This is a genomic window from Ideonella oryzae (assembly GCF_024055665.1).
In the GTDB taxonomy this organism is placed as follows: domain Bacteria; phylum Pseudomonadota; class Gammaproteobacteria; order Burkholderiales; family Burkholderiaceae_C; genus Ideonella; species Ideonella oryzae.
This window is the reverse complement of sequence record NZ_JAMXMC010000005.1, coordinates 179,060-199,944: the sequence shown is the minus strand read 5'-3', so window position 1 is coordinate 199,944 and position 20,885 is coordinate 179,060. Positions and strand designations below refer to the sequence as shown.

Here is a 20,885-nt window from a genome sequence, read left to right as displayed (position 1 = left end):
GTGTCAGTCCTTGTGGTCGCTGGCCTGGCTTGCAGCCTGCGCCGGTTTGGTGAAGGCCAGGGTCACGTCGCCCAGGTGGAGGCCGAATTTGCTCATGGCCGAGCGGTTGAGCACGGTGGTCTCGTCCATGCGGTACATCCAATCGTCGAACTCGACGTTCCAGACCCGGCCGTCCACCGGCAGGGCCAGGGTGTAGGTCCAGTGGAAGGCGTTGCCGGCGCTCTCGCCGCGGGCCTCGCCCACCACGTCGTCGGCCCGGCCCACATAGCGCCCGTCGCCCAGGTGGCGCAGGTGCCAGACGCGGCGCTGGGTCGTGCCGTCGCTGTAGCGGAAGTGCTCGTCCAGCGTGCCTTCCTCGCCCTGCCACTGGCCGGTCATCTGCACCGTGAAACGCTTGACGACGCGGCCCGAGCGGTCGGTGAACAGGCCCTGCGCGGTCAGCGGGCCGTTGAGGTACTCGCGCAGGTCCAGCACGGGCTTTTCCTGGGCGTAGTCCTGCACGCTGGGCCCGGCGCAGCCGCTCAGGCCGCTCAGGCTGGCCAGCCCGGCGCTGGCCGCCAGGGTCAGCAGCGCGCGGCGCGGGGCTCGGGGAAGGGGGCGTTTCATGCGGTGTCTCTCCAGGTGGGGTGGCGCTGCTCGGCCCGCCACAGCAGGGCCAGGGCGGCCAGCTTGAGCAGCAGGGGCAGGCCGCCGTAGGCCCAGGCCAGAGCCTGCAGGCCGTTGGCGTCGTGCGCCGCGGGGACGCCAGGCGCGCCAGGTTGGTAGCCGGCGGCGGCCAGCAGCGGCAGCGCCAGGCCGGCGGCCAGGGCCAGGTTGAGCTTGGTGGCACAGGCCCACCAGCCCAGGTAGCGGCCCTCGCCCTGCTGGCCGGCGCCGGCCTGGTGGATCACGCCGGTCAGCAGGGCGCCGGGCAGGGCCAGGTCGGCCCCCAGGGCCAGGCCGCTGGCCAGGCAGATGACGGCGAAGAAGGGGCCGTCGCCCGCGCCCAGGGCCGGGGTGCAGGCAAAGGCCACCATGCTGGCGGCCATGCCGGCGCGCCAGGTGGGCGACAGGCCCCAGCGCCGCACCGCCCGCACCCACAGCGGCAGGCCCAGCGCGGCGGCGCCGAAGTAGATCAGCAGCAGCAGGGGCTGCAACCCGGCGGCCTGCAGGCGGTCGGCCACGAAGAAGGGCAGCAGCGTGGCCGGGATGGCGCTGGCCACGCCGTTGAGCATGAAGACCGCCAGCAGGCGGCGGAAAGCGGCGTCGCGCCAGGGTGAGGCGGCGGTCGTGCGCGACGGGGCTTGCAGCGTTCCGTGCTCGGCCGGCACGGTCGGCAGCGCGGCCGCGCCGGGGCGGCGCACCAGCCAGCCCAGGCCGAGCAGGCCGGCGCCCAGGGCCACGGCCAGCACGGCGCTGGTCCCGTCCAGGCCCAGCCAGGCGGGCAGGGCGCTGGCCAGCACCACGCCCAGCAGGGTGGCGCCTTCGCGCCAGGCGCTGACCTGGGCCCGCCAGGCCGGCGCGCCGCCCCAGCGCGTGCCCCAGGCCTGGTGCAGGATGGCCACGCCGCTGTAGGCCAGGGTGCAGGCCAGCAGCGTCAGGCCCAGCCAGGCCAGGGTGCCGGAGGCCGGCCCGCGCGGCGGGTGCCACAGCGCGGCAAACGCCAGCGCCAGGGCCAGGGCGCCGCCCGCCGCGGCCTGCCAGGCCGGGCGCAGGCCGCGCTGGAACAGGTGGTCGGCCCAGCGGCCCAGGGCCGGGTCCACCACCGCGTCCAGGCCGCGGGTGGCCAGCAGCACCATGCCCAGGGCGGCCAGCGGGGTGCCGGCCTTGGTGGCGTAGTGGTGCGGCAGCGTCACGTAGAGCGGCAGCGAAACGAAGGCCAGCGGCAGGGCCAGCGCGCCATAGGCCAGCCCGGTGCGCCAGGGCAGGGCGGCGGGGGCGTGCGGCGTGCTCATGGTGCAGGCAGAGCCGGAGTCGGGTTCAGCGCGCCAGGCCCAGCAGGGCGTCGCGCAGCGCGGGGGCGGAGGTCTGCGGCGCCAGCCAGATGCCGAAGAACAGCCGGGCGTATTCGGCGTCGCGGGTCTGGGCGGTGGGCTGGCCGTTGTGGAAGAAGCGCACCTCGCCGCGGCCATCGGTCAGGCCCAGCAGCCGGTCCTGCGCGGCCACGTCCGGGAAGGCCTGCTTCATCAGGGCCAGCCACTGGTCAGCCTGGGCCGCGCTGAAGGGGCCCACGCGGCGCATCTCGGCGATGGAGCGTTCGGCGATGGCCTCGCCCTCGAGCTTGCGGTCGTAGGCCAGCTCCAGGCCGAAGGGCTGCTGCGCGTAGCGCTCGGGCTGGAAGCCGGGGGCCACCCACAGCCGCGCCTCGTAGACCCGCAGGCCGAAGAAGCGCAGCACGCCGCTGCCCAGCAGGCGGGCGGTGGGCAGCAGGGGCCGGAGTTCGGCCGGGGGCATCGGCGTCGGTGCCGGGGCGGCGGTCTGGGCGAGGGCGGTCATGGGGGGGCTCAAGGTGACGGGCAGGGTGGCCAGCATGCCGGCCATATGGGCCATATGGGCCATATGGGCCAGGCTCTGACGCCGGGTGCAGTGCGGGGATGGTGCGGCCGTCATGGCAGGGGCTTGCGCAGCGTGAACTGGATGACGTCGGTGTTGCCGGTGTCGAAGGCCGCCTCGCAGTAGGCCAGGTAGAAGGCCCAGATGCGCTGGAAGCGGGCGTCGAAGCCCAGGCGCTGTACCGTGTCGATCTCGCGCAGGAAGGCCTCGCGCCAGCGGCGCAGGGTCTCGGCGTAGTCGGGCCCGAAGGCCAGGCGCTGCTCGACGATGAAGCCGGCGCGGCGGGCCTCGGCCTCGAAGGCCGAGGGGCTGGGCAGCAGGCCGCCGGGGAAGATGTACTGCTGGATGAAGTCGGTCGAGCGCACATAGCGCTCGAACAGGTCGTCGCGGATGGTGATGGTCTGGATGCAGGCGTGGCCGCCGGGCTTGAGGCAGGCGCGCAGGGTCTCGAAGTAGCCGCGCCAGTATTCGCGGCCCACCGCCTCGAACATCTCGATGGAGACGATGGCGTCGAAGGGCGCGTCCGCGTGGCGCTCGGCCAGGTCGCGGTAGTCCTGGTAGCGCAGCTCCACCTGGCGGCCCAGGCCCAGGGCCTGCATGCGCGCCTGGCCCCATTGCAGCTGCTCGCGCGAGAGGGTCACGCCGGTGACGTGGGCGCCGAACTCGCCGGCGGCGATTTCCGCCAGCCCGCCCCAGCCGCAGCCGATCTCCAGCACCCGCGCGCCGGGCGTCACCCGGGCCTCGCGCAGGGCACGGCGCACCTTGGCCTGCTGGGCCGCCTTGAGGTCCACGCCGCGCGGGTCGCGGCCCTCGAACCAGGCTGCGCTGTAGCTCATGGTCGGGTCCAGCCACAGGCGGTAGAAGCTGTTGCCCAGGTCGTAGTGGGCGTGGATGTTCTTGGCGCTGCCGCTGCGGGTGTTGCGCCGCAGCAGGTGGCGCAGCCGGTAGGCCAGCGCGCCCCACCAGCGGCCGTAGATGAGGCCCTCGATGTGCTCGCGGTTGCGGATGCACAGGCGTAGCAGGGCGGCCAGGTCGGGGCTGTCCCAGTCGCCGTCGATGTAGCTTTCGGCCAGGCCGATGTCGCCGGCCTTCAGGGTGCGTTCGAAGACGGCCCAGTTGTGCAGCACCATGCTGCCGCCGGGTTGGCTGCTGGCGCCGCTGCCGGGCAGACGCTGCACCTGGCCATCGGGCAGCTGCAGGTCCAGCCGGCCCTGGGGCAGGCGCGCCAGCAGGTTCAGCACACGGCGGGCGGCGGCGGGCGTGGCGCCGGGCACGGCCGCGGAGCGGGGGGAGGTCGCGGTGGTCGTGTTCATCGGGTGACGAAGTGCTCGGGGGCGGCGGGTTTGCCGAAGAAGGGCACGCGCTTGCGCCAGAGCTGCAGCGCCTGCCAGTGGATGCGGGCAATGACGCCCAGGGTCATCAGCGGGGTGCCGAAGCAGGCCCGGCGCACGCTGGCCGGGCACAGGGCCTCGAGCCGGCCGCCCACGCTGGTCTGCAGCAGCGGGCCCTGGGCGTCGTCCAGGTCCACCCGCACCAGGGTGTGGGGCGGGTGCTGTGCATCGCCCGCGTGGCGCTCGAAGCGGAAGCGGTAGGCCCCTTCGACCCGGCAGAAGGGCGAGACGTGGAAGACCTTGCGGGCATGCTGCTCGCGGCCCCAGGCCAGGTCCGGGCCGGCCAGCAGGTAGGCGTGGCGCTCGCCGAAGGTGTTGTTGACCTCGGCCAGCACGGCGGCCAGCGAGCCGTCGGCCCGGTGCGCGTACCAGAAGCTCACCGGCTTGAAGACATAGCCCAGCACCCGCGGGAAGGTGTGCAGCCAGACCTCGCCGTCGGCGTCGCTGATGCCCTCGCGCGCCAACAGGTCCTCGAACCAGGCCAGCGCGTCGGGGCCGCCCTCGCCGTGGTCGCAGTCATGGAAGCTCAGCCAGCCCCAGCGGTTGCGCCGCAGCGCGGCGTGCGGCGTGGCGCGCAGGCTGCGCAGCGGCAGCAGCAGGAAGTAGCTGGGGTAGCGGAAGGCGTGCTCCACCGGCCGCAGCCGGCGGTGCCAGACGCTGCCGAAGCCGATCAGCGGCTGCGCGGCGGCGGCGGTGTTCATGCGGCCCCCTGGGCGGTGTCGGCCGTGTCGGGCCAGCCGGCCAGCGCGCGGCGCAGGCCGTCGGCGGCGTCGGTGCCGGCGCGCAGGCCGTCCTCGTGGAAGCCGTAGCCGCACCAGGCGCCGCAGAACCAGGTGCGGCGCCGCCCCTGCAGGGCCGGCACGCGGCGCTGGGCCTCGATGGCGGCCAGGTCGAACACCGGGTGGCTGTATGAGATGCGCTGGTGCACCTGGCGTTCGTCGATCGGGCGGGCCGGGTTGAGCGAGACGATGACCGGGCGCTCCCAGGGCAGGGGCTGCAGGCGGTTGATCAGGTAGTGCAGGCAGACCTGGGTCTGTTCCTGCTGCGCGCTGGCGGCGCGCTCGTAGTTCCAGGCCGCCCAGGCGGCGGGGCGAGTGGGCAGCACGCCGGTGTCGGTGTGCAGCACGGCCTCGTTGGGCTGGTAGCGGATGGCGCCCAGCACCGCGCGCTCGTCGGCGCTGGCGTCCTCGCCCAGCAGGGCCAGGGCCTGGTCGCTGTGACAGGCCAGCACCACCGCGTCGAAGTGCTCGCTGCCGTGCGGGGTCTGCAGCACCACGCCCTGGTCCAGGCGCTTGAGGCCCAGCACCGGCGTGTTCAGACGGGCGTCGGGCAACTGGGCCACCAGCCGGCGCACGTACTGGCGCGAGCCACCACGCACCGTGTACCACTGCGGCCGGTCGGTGACCTGGATCAGGCCGTGGTTGTGGCAGAAGCGGATCAGCGTGGCCACCGGGAAGCGCAGCATCTGGTCGGTGGGGCAGGACCAGATGCAGCCGATCATCGGCAGCAGGTAGTCCTCGCGGAAGGCCGGGCCGAAGCCCTGCGCGTCCAGGAAGTCACCGATCGAGGTGGCCAGTTCGGTCTCGACCTGGCGCCGGGCCAGGTCGGTGGCCAGGCGGTTGAAGCGCAGGATCTCGGCCAGCATGTGCCAGAAGCGCGGCCGCAGCAGGTTGCCGCGCTGGGCGAACACGCTGGACAGCGAGCTGCCGCTCCATTCCAGGCCAGGCCGGCCGTCGGGCCGCGGCACCTGCACCGAGAAGGACATGTCCGAGGCCGCCACCTCCACCCCCAGCTCGGCGAAGAGCTGGGTCAGCAGCGGGTAGGTGCGCTGGTTGTAGACCAGGAAGCCGGTGTCCACGCCCTGGTGGACGCCGTCGAGCGCCAGGTCCACCGTGTGGGCGTGGCCACCGAAGTGGCGGCCGGCCTCGAACAGGGTGACCTGCAGCGGCGGCTGGCCGGCCTGCGGACGGCTCAGTCGCCAGGCGGCACCCAGGCCGGCAATGCCGGAACCGATGACAGCGACACGGTGCATGTGAAAGACTCCCTGGGTTGAACTCATCAGATCAATGTTTGAACTGATGAGTTCAAAATATAACCGTTTGGTATCAATTTTGCACTATCGGGTATTGCGGATGCCCTGCCGGGTCTAGAATCCGACCCATGGGAGCCCGTCCGTCGATCCGAGAGCAGATGCAGCGTGTGCGCGAAGAGGCCATCGTGGCCGCCGTGAACCGCCTGCTGGCCACCAAGGGCTATGACGCGATGACGGTGGACGAGGTGGCCGCCGAGGCCGGCCTGGCCAAGGCCAGTCTCTACAAGCTCTTCCCTTCCAAGGAAGACCTGGCCGGCGCGGCCATGGTGGGCGTGCTGGACCGGGCCCTGGCCTTCGTCGATGGCCTGCGGGCCCAGGCCGCCGAGGCGGCGCAGGCCGGCCAGCCGCTGAGGGCGCTGGACCAGCTCAAGGCCGTGACCCGCTGGGCCATGCAGACCCAGCTGGAAGGCGAGATGCCCACGCTGCCGGCGCAGAACTCCCACCTCAGCGCCGCGCTCCAGTCCAACGACGAGTACATGGACCGGCTGATCGCGCTGAGCAACCGGCTGAGCATCTGGATCACCGAGGCCCAGACCGGCGGCCAGCTCAACCCGGCCTTGCCGGGCGAGCTGGTGCTCTATACCCTGTTTGCCCGGGCCTGCGATCCGGTGGTGGCCATGCTCAAGGAGTCCGGCCAGTACACCCATGCGCAGATCCTCGACTGGGTCACGTCGACGACCTTCGACGGCATGGCCCTGCGCTGACCTGAACGCCCAAAGGACCGCCATGAGCCCCGCCCAGCGCCTGCCCGCCCGCAAGACCATTCTCGGGGTGGACACGCCCATCCTGCGGGCCCTGCCGCACCGCGAGCGCCGCATGGTGGGCGCCTGGTGTTTTCTGGACCACCTGGGCCCCACCCAGTTCGCGCCTGGCGACGGCATGCATGTGGGCGCCCACCCCCACATCGGCCTGCAGACCTTCACCTGGATGATCGAGGGCGAGGTGCTGCACCGCGATTCGCTGGGCAACGAGCAGGTCATCCGCCCCGGCCAGGTCAACCTGATGACGGCCGGCCACGGCATCTCCCACACGGAGGATTCCGCCGCCGAGGGCGCGCGCATGCACGCGGCCCAGCTGTGGATCGCCCTGCCCGACGCCGAGCGCGAGCGCGCACCGGCCTTCCAGAACCACCCGGTGCTGCCGGTGCGCCCGCTGGGCGACTGGCAGGTGACGGTGCTGGCCGGCAGCGCGCTGGGCGCCACCTCGCCGGCCCAGGTCTTCACGCCGCTGGTGGGGCTGGAACTGCTGGCCCCGGCCGCGGGCGAGGTGCGGCTGCCGCTGGACCCGGGCTTCGAGCACGCGGCCATGGTGCTGGAGGGCGAGGCCTGGGTGGACGGCGAGCGGCTGGATGCCGACGAACTGCTTTACCTGCCCCCCGGCGCCGACGGTGTGAACCTGCGCAGCAGCGGGCCGCTGCGCCTGCTGTGGCTGGGCGGCCAGCCCTGGGCCGACACGCCCATCCTGCTGTGGTGGAACTTCGTCGGCCGCGACCAGGCCGGGCTGGAGGCCGCGCTGGCCGACTGGAACGGCGACAGCGGTCGCTTCGGCACGGTGCGCCCGGGCAGCCCGGCCCCGCGCCTGCTGGCGCCCGCGCTGGCGGGCGTGCACCTGAAGACCTGAAGGGTCGATGTGGGGGCCGGTCAGGCCCCCAGCAGGGCCTGACCGCAGACCCGCAGCCCCTGGCCGTTGACGCCCGCCGCGCCCGGCTGGGCCAGGAAGGCGATGGCCTCGGCCACGTCCTGCGGCTGGCCACCCTGCGACAGCGCGTTCATGCGCCGGCCCGCCTCGCGGATCCCCCACGGGATGCGCGCCGTCATTTCCGTCTCGATGAAGCCCGGGGCCACCGCATTGACCGTCATGCCCGGCGCGGGCGCTTGGCGGGTCCGCGTCGCCACATAGCCCAGCAGCGCGGCCTTGCTGGCCGCGTAGTTCGTCTGGCCGCCGTTGCCGGCGATGCCGCTGATGGAGGACAGGCAGACCTCCCGCGCGCCCGGCCGCCACAGGCCGGCGGCGTCCAGCGCCGCGTCCAGGCCCAGCACCGCGCGCAGGTTGACGGCCAGCACCGCGCCCCACTCGGCCTCGCTCATGCGGGCCAGCGTGCGGTCGCGGGTGATGCCGGCGTTGTGCACCACCACGTCCACCCCGCCCGTGGCCTGCAGCGCCGTCACCAGGCGGGCGCCGGCATCGGCCGCGGTGATGTCCAGCGCCAGGGCCTGGCCGCCCAGGCGCCGGGCCAGCGCCTCCAGGGGCTCGCCGGCCGCCGGCACGTCCACGCACAGCACCCGCGCACCTTCGGCGGCCAGGCGCTCGGCGGTGGCGGCACCCAGGCCGCGGGCCGCGCCGGTCACCACCGCGGTGCGCCCGCCCAGACCGTGGCCGGCGGGGATGGGCGCTGCCGCCAGCCGCAGCGTGCGGCCCGAGACATAGGCGCTGCGCGGGCCGCCGAAGAAGGCCAGCGGCGCCGCCAGGCCGGCCTCGGCCCCGGGGTCCAGCCACAGCAGGTTGGCGGTGGCACCGCGCCGGCCCACCTCCTTGGCCAGGCTGCGCATGAAACCCTCGCACGCCTGGGCCGCGGCGGCGGCCTCGGGTTCGGCCAGCGTGTCGGGCGCGCGGGCCAGCAGCAGCAGGCGGCCACCCGGCCGCAGCCGGCCCAGGCCGGGGGCGAAGAAGCGGCGCAGTCCGTCCAGCGCGGCCACCGTGGCCAGGCCGGTAGCGTCGAAGACCGCCACATCCAGCGGGCTGCTGGGGCCACCGGGGTCATTGGGGCCACTGGACCTGGCGGCGTCCAGCAGGTCCACGCCCAGGGACCGCAGCGCGGTCTCGGCCGCCTGCAAGGTGGGCGTCACGCCGGTGCCGCCCAGCGCACTCTGCCGGCCCGCCAGGGCCTCGGCGCGCAGCGGGCCGGTCTCGCGGGGCAGGGCCTTGGGGCTGGGCAGGCCCAGGGCGCGGATCACGGGGCCGCTCCAGCGGCCGGCGGCAAGGGTGATCAGGCGGTCGTTCGGGGCGGGCATGGGCAGGGCGGGTTGGATGGGCGCCGCCATTGTGGGGGCTGTGGCAGGCTGTGCAGGCCCAGACCCAGCGCGACCAGGGCGGTGCCCAGCAGCTCCTCGGCCTGGGGGGAGTGGCCCTGCAGTGCCTTCACCACCATCACCGACACCGGCACCACGTTCAGGAACAGCGTGCCCACCGCCGGACCCAGGCGCCGCACCCCGGTGTTGAAAGCCAGCATGGCTGCCACTGTGGGCACCAGGGCCAGGTACAGCAGGGAGGGTGAGAGGCTGCCCAGCACGGCCAGCGTGGGCAGGGTGGACAGGCCCAGGGCCGTGAGTCCCAGGGCGATGGCCAGCATCCATGGCAGGGCAGCCAGCGCGGTCAGGGCGGTGTATTCCAGCGGGCTGAGCTGGGTGAAGGCGGCGGTGCCCCGGGTGTAGACCACCCAGCCCAGCGTGGCGGCGAAGGTGATGGCATCACCCCAGAGGGCATGCGGGCCGGCGCTGCCCGGGGGCGCCGGGCTCCAGAGACCGGCCACGGTGGTTACGCCGGCCAGGGCCAGTGCGGCCCCCAGCAGGGCGCGGCCCGTGGGACGCAACCCGTCCAGCCACCAGCGCAGGCCCAGCGTGGTGAAGGGCATGGTGGCCATGATGACCGAGCTGTGCGAGGGCTGCGACAGGCGCAGGCCATAGAAGCACAGGGTGCTGAACAGGCCGTAGCCCCCCAGCCCCAGCAGCGTCAGCTTCAAACCGTGGCGGCGCAGCGCGCCCCAGGGCACCGCGTCCTGGCGCAGCAGCAGCATGGCCCACGGCAGGCAGGCCAGGCCGTAGCGGACGACGGTGAGCCAGACCGGATCCAGCTGGGTGACCATGGGCTTGGACACCAGGAACATGCTGCCCCAGGAGGCTGTGGCCAGCAGCAGCGCGGCCACGGCCCAGGGGGCCGAAATGGGGTTCATGGCGACTCCTCGCATGGGAATGAACAGGGCGCCAGTCTGGGTGGCGGCCGAGGCATGGGTCCATTCGTTTCGGCGGAGCGGGGTCTTCGGAAAATCAAGATACGCGCCTGGCGCCGCCCGCGGAGAATCGCCGCCCATGGAGATCTACCAGCTCAAGACCTTCGTGGCGGTGGCGACCGAGGGCAACCTGACCCGCGCGGCTGAGCGGGTCTTCACCAGCGCCCCGGCCGTGAGCGCCCAGCTCAAGGCCCTGGAGGAAGAGTTGGGGGTCCGCCTGTTCGATCGCACCCCACGCGGCATGTCGCTCACCCTGGCAGGTCAGCGTTTGCTGACAGAGGCGCAGCGCACCCTGGCCGCTGCGCAGGCCATGCAGGTGGCGGCCGCGCAGATCCGTGGGCAGGTGCGTGGGGTGGTGCGCATGGGCACGGTCAGCGACCCGGTGGCGCTGCGCCTGGGCGAGGTGTTCGTTCGCCTGGCCGAGGCGCATCCCCAGGTGGCGTTGCAGCTGCGTCAGGGCATCTCGATGCAGGCGATCCAGGCGGTGCGCCGGGGCGAACTGGACTGCGCCTGGGTCCTCAGCGAGCACGAACAGCTGGAAGGCCTGGATCTCCTTCGCTTACAACCTTGTCAGGTTGTTGCAGCGTTGCCACAGCGGATGGCGGATTCAGGCATGCCTGACAGCCTGACTGCCCTGGTGGGACTGCCCTGGGTGGCCACGCCACCCGAGTGCGGCCTGCGGGTGCAACTCGAGCGCCTGTTCGCCGCCGCGGGGGCCAGCGTGCCTGGCGGGGTGATGGCCGACACCGAGGGGGCGTTGCGCAGCATGGTGGTCAGCGGGCTGGGCGTGGGGCTGATGCGCCGCGACCAGGCCCAGGCGGCCGAGCGCGAGGGCCATGTCCGCATCTACCCCGGCTGGGAGGGGCAGACCTGGCTGTGCTGGGTCAGCTCGCCCGAGGCGCTGTCCATCCCGGCGGTGGCGGCCGTGCGAGACACCGTGGCCGAGCTGTGGGGCGCCGACGCGCGGCCTTGAAGACCGCCGCTCAGAGACGCTCTGGCCCGCCCCGGACTGGGGCTCGGCGGGGGCCTTGCATAGGTCCAAATATGACCTAGCGCAAGTCGGCAAAACTTTGCAACTTATTCCGACACGTTAGCCCCGTCAATGGAGCTAACCAGCGCAGCGCCTACAATCTAGGTCAAGTACCAGTATTGCGGCACATCAATCATCGCCCCCTGGCCTCGTGCGCCAGATCAATAGGGTGGACGGTATGCCGCAGGGCCAGCCACATGAACCGGAAGCATCAACCGCGCCAGTCGCTCTGGCGCCTGGGTGACGTCTGCGCCGTGCGCGCAGGCGCGGCTGCGTTCGGCCCGGTGGCAGCGTGGCCGCCTGGTGCCGAGTCCCCGGCCGGTCCGCCGTCTGGGGTGGAGGCATCCGCCTCACCGGGCTGATGCCGGGCTGGCGCCTGGTGCGCCGGTCCTGCCTCCCGAACGCCGGCTGCTCCCGGCACCGATCGTCCTGCCGCCCTGCGGTTCCCGAATCTTCCTCAACCATCCAGTCGTATGACGATTAACTCAAGACCCACCCGCTGGTTGGGCGCTGGCACAGCCCTGCTGGCCACGCTCCTGTCGGGCTGCAAGGGCGGCATCCTCGACCCGAAAGGGCCGATCGGTGCCGACGAGAAGTCACTGATCCTGACCGCCACCTTCCTGATGTTGCTGGTGGTCGTGCCGGTCATCCTGATGACCCTGGTGTTCGCCTGGAAGTACCGGGCCAGCAACAGCGCGGCCGTCTACACCCCCAAGTGGGCCCACTCCACGAAAATTGAAGTGGTGGTCTGGACGATTCCCGTCGTCATCGTGATCGGCCTGGCCATCCTGGCCTGGGAAACCACCCACAAGCTGGACCCGTACCGCCCGCTGGATTCGGCCAAGACGCCGATCAAGGTGGACGTGGTGGCCCTGAACTGGAAGTGGCTGTTCATCTACCCGGACCTGGGCATCGCCACGGTCAACCAGCTGGCCTTCCCCAAGGACACGCCGGTCAACTTCCGCATCACCTCCGATGTGGCGATGAACTCCTTCTTCATCCCGCAGCTGGGCGGCCAGATCTACGCCATGGCCGGCATGGAGACCAAGCTGCACCTGCTGGCCAACGAGGCCGGCAGCTATGACGGCATGTCCGCCAACTACAGCGGCGCCGGCTTCTCGGGCATGAAGTTCAAGGCCATCGCCACCGAGACCCCCGAGGACTTCCAGGCCTGGGTGGCCAAGGTCAAGACCCAGGCCACCCCGCTGGATGCCCAGGCCTACCTGGCGCTGGCCCAGCCGAGCGAGAACAACCTGCCGGCTTACTTCACCGCCGCGGAGCCGCGTCTGTTCGACGCCGTGATGCACAAGTACATGGCAGGCCGCCAGTCGCTGGCCGCCACTGACGACGACCTGAAGCTGGCCGCGCTGAGCAAGGCGCTGTGCGAGCCTGTGGCCGCCACCAAGGAGTAACGCGATGTCGACGTTTTTGGGCAAGCTGAGCCTGGACGCCGTCCCCCTGCACGAGCCCATCATCATGGGCACGCTGGCCGGGGCCGGTCTGATGGGGCTGGTGATCGTCGCCCTGATCACCAAGTACGGCAAGTGGGGCTACCTGTGGAACGAGTGGCTCACCTCGGTGGACCACAAGAAGATCGGCGTGATGTACATCATCGTCGCCATGGTGATGCTGCTGCGCGGCTTCGCCGACGCCGCGATGATGCGGGGCCAGCTGGCCATGGCCACCGGGGGCAACCTCGGCATCTTCCCGCCGGAACACTACGACCAGATCTTCACCGCCCACGGCGTGATCATGATCATCTTCATGGCCATGCCGTTCATGACGGGCCTGATGAACATCGTGGTGCCGCTGCAGATCGGCGCGCGTGACGTGGCCTTCCCGTTCCTGAACTCGCTGTCGTTCTGGCTGCTGGTGGCGGGCGCGGCGCTGGTGAACCTGTCGCTGGGCGTGGGCAACTTCGCCCGCACTGGCTGGGTGGCCTACCCGCCGCTGGCCGAGCTGGGCTTCAGCCCGGACGTGGGCGTGGACTACTACACCTGGGCCCTGCAGATCTCCGGCATCGGCACCACGCTGACCGCGGTCAACTTCCTGGTGACCGTGTGGAAGATGCGAGCCCCCGGCATGAAGCTCATGCAGATGCCGATCTTCACCTGGACCTGCACCTGGGCCAACGTGCTGATCGTCGCCTCGTTCCCGATCCTGACCGGCGCCCTGGCCATGCTGAGCCTGGACCGCTACCTGGGCTTCCACTTCTTCACCGCGGATGCCGGCGGCAACGCGATGATGTACCTGAACCTGTTCTGGGCCTGGGGTCACCCTGAGGTGTACATCCTGGTCCTGCCGGCGTTCGGCATCTTCTCGGAAGTGGTCTCCACCTTCACCGGCAAGCGCCTGTTCGGCCACACCTCGATGATCATCGCCTCCGGCGTGATCTCGGTGCTGGGCTTCATGGTCTGGCTGCACCACTTCTTCACGATGGGCTCCGGCGCCGACGTGAATGCCTTCTTCGGCATCGCCACGATGGTCATCTCGGTGCCCACCGGCGTGAAGCTGTTCAACTGGCTGTTCACCATCTACCGCGGCCGTCTGCGCTTCGAACCCCCGATCTTCTGGATCCTGGGTGCGATGGTGACCTTCTCGATCGGTGGCATGACCGGCGTGCTGATGGCCGTGCCGGGTGCGGACTTCGTGCTGCACAACAGCCTGTTCCTGATCGCCCACTTCCACAACACCATCATCGGTGGCGCGGTGTTCGGCTACCTGGCCGGTTTCGCCTTCTGGTTCCCCAAGGTGTTCGGCTTCAAGCTGAACCCCACCCTGGGCAAGGCCGCGTTCTGGTGCTGGCAGGTCGGCTTCTTCATCGCCTTCATGCCGCTGTATGCCCTGGGCTTCATGGGCATGACCCGTCGCCTGAACCACACCGACAACCCGTTGTGGACCCCGTACCTGTACGTGGCCGCCGTCGGTGCCGCGCTGATCGCCCTGGGCATCGCCTTCCAGCTGCTGCAGCTGGCCGTCAGCCTGATGCAGCGCAAGCAGGCCCAGGCCCTGGACCTGTCCGGCGACCCCTGGAACGGTCACACCCTGGAGTGGTCCATTTCCTCGCCGCCTCCGGCCTACAACTTCGCCGTGATCCCCACGGTGCATGACGTGGACGCCTGGACCGACATGAAGGAAAAGGGCGTGGCCTACCAGCAACCGGCCAAGTACGCGCCGATCCACATGCCCAAGAACACCCCCTGGGGCGTGGTCATCGGCCTGTTCACGCTGGCCATGGGCTTCGCGCTGATCTGGCACATCTGGTGGCTGGCCATCGTGGGCTTGCTGTGCATCGTGGCCGGCGTCCTGGGCCGTGCCTACGACCCGGACAAGGACTTCTACATCCAGCCCGACGAGATCCTGGCCACCGAGAACGCCCACCTGGCCAAGGTGCGCGCGGCCCAGGCTGGTGTGCAACCCCAGGCCGACGGCCAGGCCCTGCCCGGCAGCGCCGGCGTGGCCACGGCCTGAGAGCGAGTGAACCGACATGAGCACCTACGTTGCTGAGCACGCGCACGGCGCGCACGACGAGCACGAGCACCACGACACCGGTTCCCAGACGGTGCTGGGCTTCTGGCTCTACCTGATGACCGACTGCATCCTGTTCGCGACGGCGTTCGCGGGCTATGCAGTGCTGTACCGGAACGTGGCCACCGGCCCCATGGGCCGCGAGATCTTCGACCTGCCCTATGTGATGGTGGAAACGGCGGCCCTGCTGCTGAGCTCCATCACCTACGGCTTCGCGATGATCGCCGGGCACAAGAAGAACAAGTCGGGCGTGCTGGCCTGGCTGGCCCTGACCTTCGTCTTCGGCGCGGTCTTCATCGGGATGGAAGTCAACGAGTTCCACCACATGATCGAAGAGGGCCACGGCCCGCAGGTCAGCGCCTTCCTGTCGGCCTTCTTCGGCCTGGTGGGTCTGCACGGGCTGCACGTGACCTCCGGCCTGATCTGGATGGCGATCCTGATGATCGAGACCGTCAAGTCCGGCCTGAGCGACCGCCTGATGACCCGCCTGAGCTGCCTGAGCCTGTTCTGGCACTTCCTGGACATCGTCTGGATCTGCGTCTTCACCGTCGTCTACCTGAAGGGAGTGCTGTGATGAGCGCCGCTTCGCATGAACACGCCGCCGAGGACCATGGCAGCGTCAAGAGCTACCTGGTCGGCTTCGCGCTGTCCGTGATCCTGACGGCCATCCCGTTCTGGATCGTGATGAGCGGCCACTTCACCGCCTCGGCGGCCACGGCCGGCATCCTGATCTTCGCGGTGGTGCAGATCCTGGTGCACCTGAAGTACTTCCTGCACCTGAACTTCACGACCGAATCCGGCAAGGTCAACACCTTCTCCTTCGCCTTCACGGCGATGGTGATCGTGCTGCTGGTGGGTCTGTCGATCTGGATCATCACCACCGCCGACGCGCTGATGCTGCGCTGAGCGAGGCCGACTTGAAGCTCAGCCGTTACTTCCAGGTCACCAAGCCCGGCATCACCGGCGGCAACCTGATCGCCACCTTCGGCGGCTTCCTGCTCGCCAGCCAGGGCCACGCCCTGGACTGGGGGCTGATGCTGGCCACCGCGATCGGTCTGTCGCTGGTGGTGGCCTCGGGCTGCGCGATCAACAACTGCATCGACCGCGACATCGACAGCCGCATGGCCCGCACCCAGAAACGGGTGCTGGTCACCGGCGCGATGAGCGTGCGGGCGGCCTTCGCGCACGGCCTGGTGCTGGGACTGGCGGGCTTCGCCACCCTGGCCATCTGGACCAATGCGCTGGCCACGGCCTGCGCGGCCTTCGGCTACTTCATCTACGTGGGCGTCTACAGCCTGTGGATGAAGCGCCGCTCGGTCTACGGCACGGTGGTGGGCAGCCTCTCCGGCGCGGTGCCGCCGGTGGCAGGCTACTGCGCCGCCAGCGGTCGCTTCGACACCGGTGCGCTGATCCTGCTGCTGATGTTCTGCCTGTGGCAGATGCCGCACTCCTACGCCATCGCGATCTTCCGCTTCAAGGACTACGAAGCGGCGCAGATCCCGGTGCTGCCGGTGGTGCGCGGCATCTCCGAGGCCAAGCGCCAGATCGTGCTCTACATCCTGGCCTTTGCCGCGGCGACCGTGCTGCTGGTGGTGGGCGGCTACGCCGGCTACGGCTACCTGGCGGTGGCGGTGGCCACCAGCCTGTGGTGGCTGAAGATGGCGCTGGCCGGCTACCAGCCGGCGGTGGACGACCGCCGCTGGGCACGACAGGTCTTCCTGTTCTCGACCGTCACCATCTCCGCCCTGAGCGTGATGATGGCGATCGATGGCCAGGTGCCGGCCCACGTCGGCTGGGTGCTGTGATGCCAGGCTGAACCGCGGTTCGGCCATGAAAAGGGGCGGTCCTCGGACCGCCCTTTGTTTTTGGGGACTGCGCTGGTGGTGGCTTCAGCGGATGGCCACGCCCCAGGGCAGCTTGCCCACCGGGATGTCCTTGATCTTCTCGTTCTTCGTCAGGTCGATCACCGACACGGCGCCGGAGCGGCCGCAGGCGACGTAGAGCTTCTGGCCGTCGGGGGTGAGCGCCATGTTCCAGGGCCGCTGGCCCACCGGGATGGTGGCCTGCACCGCCAGGGTCTGGGTGTTGATCACCATGACGTTGTGGTCGCCGCCGTTGGAGACGAAGACCCGCTGGCCGTCCGGGTGCACCACGATGCCGTTGCTGCGCAGGCCGACTTTCACCTGGCCGACGATCTTCCAGCTGGCGGTGTCGATCTTGTAGACCTCGCTGGCCGTTTCGGCCGCCACCCAGGCGAACTTCCCATCGGGCGAGAAGCCCATGCCGCGGGGCCGCGCGCCCACCGGGATCTGTGCCACCTCGCTGCGGCTGGCAAAGTCGATCACGTCCACCGCCTCGCCTTCCTCGGCGCTGACGATCACGGTCTTGCCATCGGGCGAGAACACCGCGTGCTCGGGGTTGCGGCCCTTGACCTTCACCTCGAACACCTTCTGCCGGGTGCTCGTGTCGATGAACATCACCTCGTTGCCTTCCTCCACCGCCGCGGCCACCCAGCGGCCATCGGCCGAGATGCCGGCGCCCTCGGGCGAGGTGCCCAGCGGGATGCTGCCCACCAGCTTGCCGGCCACCAGGTCGACCACGTTCAGCGCCCCGGCGGGCTGGTCGGTCACGAAGGCGGTGCGCGCATCGGGTGTGACCACCGTGCCGCGGGGCTTCTTGCCGGCCGGGATCTCGGCGACCACCGTGTCGGTCTGGGTGTCGATCACGCTGAGCGTGCCCGAACCCTCGTTGGGCACATAGGCGTGGGGTGCGGCCTGCGCCGCCGCGCACAACGCAGTCGCCAGCGCGGCGGTCAGGAGATTCAATCGGAGCATGGCCATTCCTTGTGCAGCCGAGGGGCTGCCGCTTGCGTCACAGTGTAGAAATCCGAGGCTCCGCCTGGTACGGGGCGGAACCCTGGGCGCAGGCCCATCAGGGGGATTCGCCCCGTACCAGAATGGAGCAACTCCGTGCTTGCACGTTCAGAAAGCCTGTCCATGACGAACGCTTCCTCACCGCCCTATGCGCTGCATTACTGGCCCACGCCCAATGGCCACAAGATCACGATGATGCTGGAGGAACTGGGGCAGCCCTACGAGATTCACCCGGTCAACATCAGTGCCGGTGACCAGTTCAAGCCCGAGTTCCTGGCCCTGTCGCCCAACAACCGCATGCCGGCCCTGGTGGACCCGGCCCCGGCCGATGGCGGTGAGGCGCTGAGCCTGTTCGAGTCCGGCGCCATCCTGCTGTACCTGGCGGAGAAGCACGGCGCCTTCCTGCCCACGGACCTGCGCGGCCGCAAGGCCGTGCTGGAGTGGCTGTTCTGGCAGGTGGGCGGCCTGGGCCCGATGGCCGGGCAGAACCACCACTTCGGCACCTATGCGCCGGAGAAGATTCCCTACGCCATCGAGCGCTACGTCAAGGAGACCAACCGGCTCTACGGCGTGCTGGACCGCCGTCTGGCCTGGGTGCCCTTCGTCGCCGGCGAGGCCTACACCATCGCCGACATGGCGATCTACCCCTGGATCGTGCCCTGGGAGCGGCAGCAGCAACGCCTGGCCGACTTTCCGAACCTGTCGCGCTGGTTTGCCGCCGTCGCGGCCCGGCCGGCCACGGCCCGGGCCTACGCGGTGGCGCAGAGCGAGCCCTTCAGCGGCCGCTCCGCCGTGACCGAGGCCGGCAAGAAGCTGCTCTTCGGGCAGACCGCCGCGTCGGTGGCACCCCGGCCCTGAGGCCGGGACCGGCCCCTGTTTCAGCGGTGGCCGGGCTCCATCACGGCGGCCAGCGCCTTCTCCAGTTCCGTGCCGATCGCCTCGAGCGCCCCCTGAGGGGCCGGCGCCTGGGGGGATGCCGGGGTCTGTGGTGCCCCTGCCGCTTGGGCGGCCGGCTCGGTCGCCGCCATCGCCTCGTCGATGTGGCGCTGGCGCAATTCGGCCTCCAGGATGTGCTGTTCGATCAAACGGTCCACTGGGCTCATGATGCCTCCGCAAGAACGGGTTTGCAGGCCCACACCGGTGTGCAAGCTGCGCACCAGGTGTGGCGTGGGGGCCGCGGCGGAGTCAGGAACCCCCCGGCGGCGGCGACAATTCCCACCATGCGTTGGTTCACTTTTCCGCGGCGTCGGTTCCTGCGTGGCCTGTCTGTCACCTTGCTCTGGGGGGCGGGGTTTTCCCAGGTGCTGGCGGCCTCTCCCCCAACCGGGCCCGCGGCGTCGGTGGACCTGGCGGACCTGACCACCACCGAGCTCCAGGCGCGTCAGCAGGCTGGCGTGGACACGGTGCTGGTGCCCATCGGGGCCACCGAGCAGAGCGGCCCGCACATGGCGCTGGGCAAGCACAACGTGCGGGTCCACTTCCTGGCCGGCGAGATCGCCCGGACCTGGGGCCGTGCCGTGGTGGCGCCGGTGCTGGCCTATGTGCCCGAGGGCACGGTCACGCCGCCCCAGGGCCACATGCGCTTCACCGGCACCATCTCCATTCCCACCCCGGTCTTCGAAGGCGTGCTGGAAGGCACGGCCCGCAGCTTCCACCAGCATGGCTTTCGCCATGTCGTCTTCCTGGGCGACCACGGGGGCTACCAGCACAGCCTGGAGACCGTGGCGAATCGCCTGAACAAGGAATGGAAGGGTGGTGCGGATGGGCCAGCCGTGATCGCCCTGACCGGGTACTACCGTGCCGCCGAGGACTTCGACGGCATGCTCAAGGCCCAGGGCTTCTCCACCGCCGAGATCGGCCTGCACGCCGGCCTGGCCGACACCGCGCTGATGATGGCGGTCGATCCTTCGCTGGTGCGTGTCGACCGTCTGCGCACCGCCGGCGTTGACCATGGGGCGGATGGCGTGCGGGGCCAGCCGGCGCGCGCCACTTCTGCGCTGGGTCAGCCCGGCATCCGCCACATCATCGACACTTCGGTGGCGGCGCTGCGCGCGCAGCTGCCGTCTCCTTCCACCCCTTCCCATTGACCGGTTGGTCGGTTTCCATTCCCAGGACCTTCTCTTGATCTCCTCGACCGTCTCCACACGCCGCCGCCTGGGCTGGGCGGGCGCACTGATCGGTGCCACCGCTGCCGTGGCCGCCCTGTACGCCCATGCGGCCGCACCTGCTGCGGTGCCCACACCTGCGCCGACGCCCGCCACCGTGCCCGGCATGCCACGGGTGGTGAATCCGGCCAACCTCTACAGCGAAACCGCTTCGGGTCATCTCAGCCCGGCCCTGCAGGGCGATCTGCAGCGGGTCTATGTGCCCAACCTGCGCGGCAACAGCGTGTCGGTCATCGACCCGGCCACGCTCAAGGTGGTCGACACCTTCAAGGTGGGCCGCGGGCCGCAGCACATCGTGCCGTCGTGGGATCTGCGCACCCTCTGGGTGGCCAACAATGCCGAGCGCCGCACCGACGGCAGCCTGACCCCCATCGACCCGCGCACCGGCAAGCCGGGAGAGTCGATCGAGGTGGACGATCCCTACAACCTGTACTTCACGCCCGACGGCAAGTCCGCCATCGTCGTGGCCGAGGCCCGGCACCGCCTGGACTTCCGCGACCCCAAGACGCTGGCGATGCAGTACAGCATCGACGTGCCGCAGTGCGGCGGCATCAACCACGCCGATTTCTCCATCGACGGGCGCGAGGCCCTGTTCACCTGCGAGTTCCAGGGCAGCGTGGCCCGGATCGACCTGGTCAACCGCCAGGTGCTGGGCTACCTGAAGCTGAAGATGCCTTCGACCCGTTTCAAGGCGGCCGGTCCGGTGGACGGTGGCCCGCCGGGCAGCGAGGTCTGCTCGGCCCAGAAGGGCATGCCGCAGGACATCCGCATCTCGCCCAATGGCAAGCGCTACTACGTGGCCGACATGGAGGCCGATGGCGTGCACGTGATCGATGCCGCCACCTTCACCGAGGTTGGCTTCATCGCCACCGGTGTGGCCGCCCACGGTCTGTACCCCAGCCGCGACGGCAGCAAGCTCTACGTGGCCAACCGCGGTTCGCACAAGATCCACGGCAAGCCCAAGGGTGCTGGCAGCGTCACCGTCGTCGATTTCGCCAGCGAGAAGATCGTGGCCCAGTGGCCCATTCCCGGTGGTGGCAGCCCCGACATGGGCAATGTGAGCGCCGATGGCCAGTGGCTGTGGCTGTCAGGCCGCTTCGACGACGTGGTCTACCGCATCAACACCAGCACCGGTGTGGTGGACAAGGTCAAGGTCGGTCAGGAACCGCATGGCCTGACCGTCTGGCCGCAGCCGGGCCGCTATTCGCTGGGCCACACCGGCAACCTGCGCTGAGCGGCACTTCGCTGAAACGACCATGAAAAAGGCC

At 70.4% G+C, this 20,885-nt stretch carries 21 protein-coding genes; 11 read left to right on the top strand and 10 right to left on the bottom strand.

Features of this window, described 5'->3' with window-relative positions; genetic code table 11:
* Positions 1 to 3: 3 nt before the first annotated feature.
* From M0L44_RS09775 to M0L44_RS09750, 6 genes are read right to left on the bottom strand one after another with little or no spacing between them, the layout of a single operon-like run.
* Positions 4 to 606: a DUF3833 domain-containing protein gene (locus M0L44_RS09775; RefSeq protein ID WP_252769536.1), complete on the bottom strand. Its 603-nt coding sequence runs from the start codon at positions 604 to 606 to the stop codon at positions 4 to 6.
* The gene (locus tag M0L44_RS09770) at positions 603 to 1,934 is read right to left on the bottom strand and encodes an MFS transporter (protein WP_252769535.1); all 1,332 of its coding nucleotides are present in this window, start codon (positions 1,932 to 1,934) and stop codon (positions 603 to 605) included. The genes M0L44_RS09775 and M0L44_RS09770 overlap by 4 nt, the downstream gene beginning before the upstream one ends.
* Before the next feature lie 25 nt (positions 1,935 to 1,959).
* Entirely contained in the window at positions 1,960 to 2,589 is a 630-nt protein-coding gene (locus M0L44_RS09765; RefSeq protein WP_435526403.1) for a chalcone isomerase family protein, read from the bottom strand.
* Positions 2,586 to 3,845: an SAM-dependent methyltransferase gene (locus M0L44_RS09760; protein WP_252769533.1), complete on the bottom strand. Its 1,260-nt coding sequence runs from the start codon at positions 3,843 to 3,845 to the stop codon at positions 2,586 to 2,588. Before M0L44_RS09760 ends, M0L44_RS09765 begins: the two co-directional genes overlap by 4 nt.
* Entirely contained in the window at positions 3,842 to 4,624 is a 783-nt protein-coding gene (locus M0L44_RS09755) for a DUF1365 domain-containing protein (protein WP_252769532.1), read from the bottom strand. Before M0L44_RS09755 ends, M0L44_RS09760 begins: the two co-directional genes overlap by 4 nt.
* Positions 4,621 to 5,955: an NAD(P)/FAD-dependent oxidoreductase gene (locus M0L44_RS09750; RefSeq protein ID WP_252769531.1), complete on the bottom strand. Its 1,335-nt coding sequence runs from the start codon at positions 5,953 to 5,955 to the stop codon at positions 4,621 to 4,623. Before M0L44_RS09750 ends, M0L44_RS09755 begins: the two co-directional genes overlap by 4 nt.
* A gap of 128 nt (positions 5,956 to 6,083) precedes the next feature.
* Here M0L44_RS09750 and M0L44_RS09745 point away from each other — a divergent pair, with 128 nt between their 5' ends.
* Both M0L44_RS09745 and M0L44_RS09740 read left to right on the top strand, forming a co-directional pair.
* Positions 6,084 to 6,719, top strand: a complete 636-nt coding sequence (locus M0L44_RS09745) for a TetR/AcrR family transcriptional regulator (RefSeq protein WP_252769530.1) — start codon at positions 6,084 to 6,086, stop codon at positions 6,717 to 6,719.
* A 22-nt stretch (positions 6,720 to 6,741) separates the two neighbouring features.
* On the top strand, positions 6,742 to 7,635 hold the full coding sequence (locus M0L44_RS09740; protein ID WP_252769529.1) for a pirin family protein: 894 nt from the start codon (positions 6,742 to 6,744) through the stop codon (positions 7,633 to 7,635).
* A 20-nt stretch (positions 7,636 to 7,655) separates the two neighbouring features.
* On the opposite strand, the gene M0L44_RS09735 is transcribed toward M0L44_RS09740, so the two are convergent.
* A complete protein-coding gene (locus M0L44_RS09735) occupies positions 7,656 to 9,026 on the bottom strand; it encodes a 3-oxoacyl-ACP reductase (RefSeq protein WP_252769528.1) in 1,371 nt (456 codons plus the stop codon).
* A complete protein-coding gene (locus M0L44_RS09730) occupies positions 9,002 to 9,964 on the bottom strand; it encodes a DMT family transporter (protein WP_252769527.1) in 963 nt (320 codons plus the stop codon). The genes M0L44_RS09735 and M0L44_RS09730 overlap by 25 nt, the downstream gene beginning before the upstream one ends.
* Before the next feature lie 136 nt (positions 9,965 to 10,100).
* Between M0L44_RS09730 and M0L44_RS09725 the strand changes: the two genes are divergently transcribed.
* From M0L44_RS09725 to cyoE, 6 genes are all read left to right on the top strand, one after another.
* Positions 10,101 to 10,994: a LysR family transcriptional regulator gene (locus tag M0L44_RS09725; protein WP_252769526.1), complete on the top strand. Its 894-nt coding sequence runs from the start codon at positions 10,101 to 10,103 to the stop codon at positions 10,992 to 10,994.
* Between the two features lie 530 nt (positions 10,995 to 11,524).
* A complete protein-coding gene (gene cyoA, locus M0L44_RS09720) occupies positions 11,525 to 12,463 on the top strand; it encodes a ubiquinol oxidase subunit II (protein WP_252769525.1) in 939 nt (312 codons plus the stop codon).
* A 4-nt stretch (positions 12,464 to 12,467) separates the two neighbouring features.
* Positions 12,468 to 14,522, top strand: coding sequence for a cytochrome o ubiquinol oxidase subunit I (gene cyoB / locus M0L44_RS09715; RefSeq protein ID WP_252769524.1), 2,055 nt, complete (start codon positions 12,468 to 12,470; stop codon positions 14,520 to 14,522).
* A gap of 16 nt (positions 14,523 to 14,538) precedes the next feature.
* Positions 14,539 to 15,153, top strand: a complete 615-nt coding sequence (gene cyoC, locus M0L44_RS09710; RefSeq protein ID WP_022980212.1) for a cytochrome o ubiquinol oxidase subunit III — start codon at positions 14,539 to 14,541, stop codon at positions 15,151 to 15,153.
* Positions 15,153 to 15,485, top strand: a complete 333-nt coding sequence (cyoD, locus tag M0L44_RS09705) for a cytochrome o ubiquinol oxidase subunit IV (protein WP_252769523.1) — start codon at positions 15,153 to 15,155, stop codon at positions 15,483 to 15,485. The genes cyoC and cyoD overlap by 1 nt, the downstream gene beginning before the upstream one ends.
* An 11-nt stretch (positions 15,486 to 15,496) precedes the next feature.
* Complete coding sequence (cyoE, locus tag M0L44_RS09700; RefSeq protein WP_252769522.1) at positions 15,497 to 16,384, top strand: heme o synthase; 888 nt, start codon at positions 15,497 to 15,499, stop codon at positions 16,382 to 16,384.
* An 84-nt stretch (positions 16,385 to 16,468) separates the two neighbouring features.
* Here the strand turns inward: cyoE and M0L44_RS09695 are convergent, their stop codons facing one another.
* Positions 16,469 to 17,413 carry a YVTN family beta-propeller repeat protein gene (locus M0L44_RS09695; RefSeq protein WP_252769521.1) on the bottom strand — a complete coding sequence of 315 codons (945 nt, stop codon included), beginning with the start codon at positions 17,411 to 17,413 and terminating at the stop codon, positions 16,469 to 16,471.
* A 162-nt stretch (positions 17,414 to 17,575) separates the two neighbouring features.
* On the opposite strand from M0L44_RS09695, the gene M0L44_RS09690 reads away from it, so the two are divergent.
* Entirely contained in the window at positions 17,576 to 18,310 is a 735-nt protein-coding gene (locus tag M0L44_RS09690; protein ID WP_252769520.1) for a glutathione S-transferase N-terminal domain-containing protein, read from the top strand.
* Positions 18,311 to 18,330: 20 nt separating this feature from the next.
* Here M0L44_RS09690 and M0L44_RS09685 read toward each other — a convergent pair whose 3' ends face one another.
* Positions 18,331 to 18,555, bottom strand: coding sequence for a hypothetical protein (locus M0L44_RS09685; protein WP_252769519.1), 225 nt, complete (start codon positions 18,553 to 18,555; stop codon positions 18,331 to 18,333).
* Positions 18,556 to 18,672: 117 nt separating this feature from the next.
* Here M0L44_RS09685 and M0L44_RS09680 point away from each other — a divergent pair, with 117 nt between their 5' ends.
* Both M0L44_RS09680 and M0L44_RS09675 read left to right on the top strand, forming a co-directional pair.
* Positions 18,673 to 19,539: a creatininase family protein gene (locus tag M0L44_RS09680; RefSeq protein ID WP_252769518.1), complete on the top strand. Its 867-nt coding sequence runs from the start codon at positions 18,673 to 18,675 to the stop codon at positions 19,537 to 19,539.
* Between the two features lie 34 nt (positions 19,540 to 19,573).
* The gene (locus M0L44_RS09675) at positions 19,574 to 20,851 is read left to right on the top strand and encodes a hypothetical protein (RefSeq protein WP_435526402.1); all 1,278 of its coding nucleotides are present in this window, start codon (positions 19,574 to 19,576) and stop codon (positions 20,849 to 20,851) included.
* Positions 20,852 to 20,885: the final 34 nt, after the last annotated feature.

Excerpts from the sequence above, each read along its gene's own strand:
- M0L44_RS09775 (WP_252769536.1), bottom strand. The coding sequence starts at position 606 with ATGAAACGCCCCCTTCCCCGAGCCCCGCGCCGCGCGCTGCTGACCCTG.
- M0L44_RS09770 (WP_252769535.1), bottom strand. The coding sequence starts at position 1,934 with ATGAGCACGCCGCACGCCCCCGCCGCCCTGCCCTGGCGCACCGGGCTG.
- M0L44_RS09765 (WP_435526403.1), bottom strand. The coding sequence starts at position 2,589 with ATGACGGCCGCACCATCCCCGCACTGCACCCGGCGTCAGAGCCTGGCC.
- M0L44_RS09760 (WP_252769533.1), bottom strand. The coding sequence starts at position 3,845 with ATGAACACGACCACCGCGACCTCCCCCCGCTCCGCGGCCGTGCCCGGC.
- M0L44_RS09755 (WP_252769532.1), bottom strand. The coding sequence starts at position 4,624 with ATGAACACCGCCGCCGCCGCGCAGCCGCTGATCGGCTTCGGCAGCGTC.
- M0L44_RS09750 (WP_252769531.1), bottom strand. The coding sequence starts at position 5,955 with ATGCACCGTGTCGCTGTCATCGGTTCCGGCATTGCCGGCCTGGGTGCC.
- M0L44_RS09745 (WP_252769530.1), top strand. The coding sequence starts at position 6,084 with ATGGGAGCCCGTCCGTCGATCCGAGAGCAGATGCAGCGTGTGCGCGAA.
- M0L44_RS09740 (WP_252769529.1), top strand. The coding sequence starts at position 6,742 with ATGAGCCCCGCCCAGCGCCTGCCCGCCCGCAAGACCATTCTCGGGGTG.
- M0L44_RS09735 (WP_252769528.1), bottom strand. The coding sequence starts at position 9,026 with ATGCCCGCCCCGAACGACCGCCTGATCACCCTTGCCGCCGGCCGCTGG.
- M0L44_RS09730 (WP_252769527.1), bottom strand. The coding sequence starts at position 9,964 with ATGAACCCCATTTCGGCCCCCTGGGCCGTGGCCGCGCTGCTGCTGGCC.
- M0L44_RS09725 (WP_252769526.1), top strand. The coding sequence starts at position 10,101 with ATGGAGATCTACCAGCTCAAGACCTTCGTGGCGGTGGCGACCGAGGGC.
- cyoA (WP_252769525.1), top strand. The coding sequence starts at position 11,525 with ATGACGATTAACTCAAGACCCACCCGCTGGTTGGGCGCTGGCACAGCC.
- cyoB (WP_252769524.1), top strand. The coding sequence starts at position 12,468 with ATGTCGACGTTTTTGGGCAAGCTGAGCCTGGACGCCGTCCCCCTGCAC.
- cyoC (WP_022980212.1), top strand. The coding sequence starts at position 14,539 with ATGAGCACCTACGTTGCTGAGCACGCGCACGGCGCGCACGACGAGCAC.
- cyoD (WP_252769523.1), top strand. The coding sequence starts at position 15,153 with ATGAGCGCCGCTTCGCATGAACACGCCGCCGAGGACCATGGCAGCGTC.
- M0L44_RS09695 (WP_252769521.1), bottom strand. The coding sequence starts at position 17,413 with ATGCTCCGATTGAATCTCCTGACCGCCGCGCTGGCGACTGCGTTGTGC.
- M0L44_RS09690 (WP_252769520.1), top strand. The coding sequence starts at position 17,576 with ATGACGAACGCTTCCTCACCGCCCTATGCGCTGCATTACTGGCCCACG.
- M0L44_RS09685 (WP_252769519.1), bottom strand. The coding sequence starts at position 18,555 with ATGAGCCCAGTGGACCGTTTGATCGAACAGCACATCCTGGAGGCCGAA.
- M0L44_RS09680 (WP_252769518.1), top strand. The coding sequence starts at position 18,673 with ATGCGTTGGTTCACTTTTCCGCGGCGTCGGTTCCTGCGTGGCCTGTCT.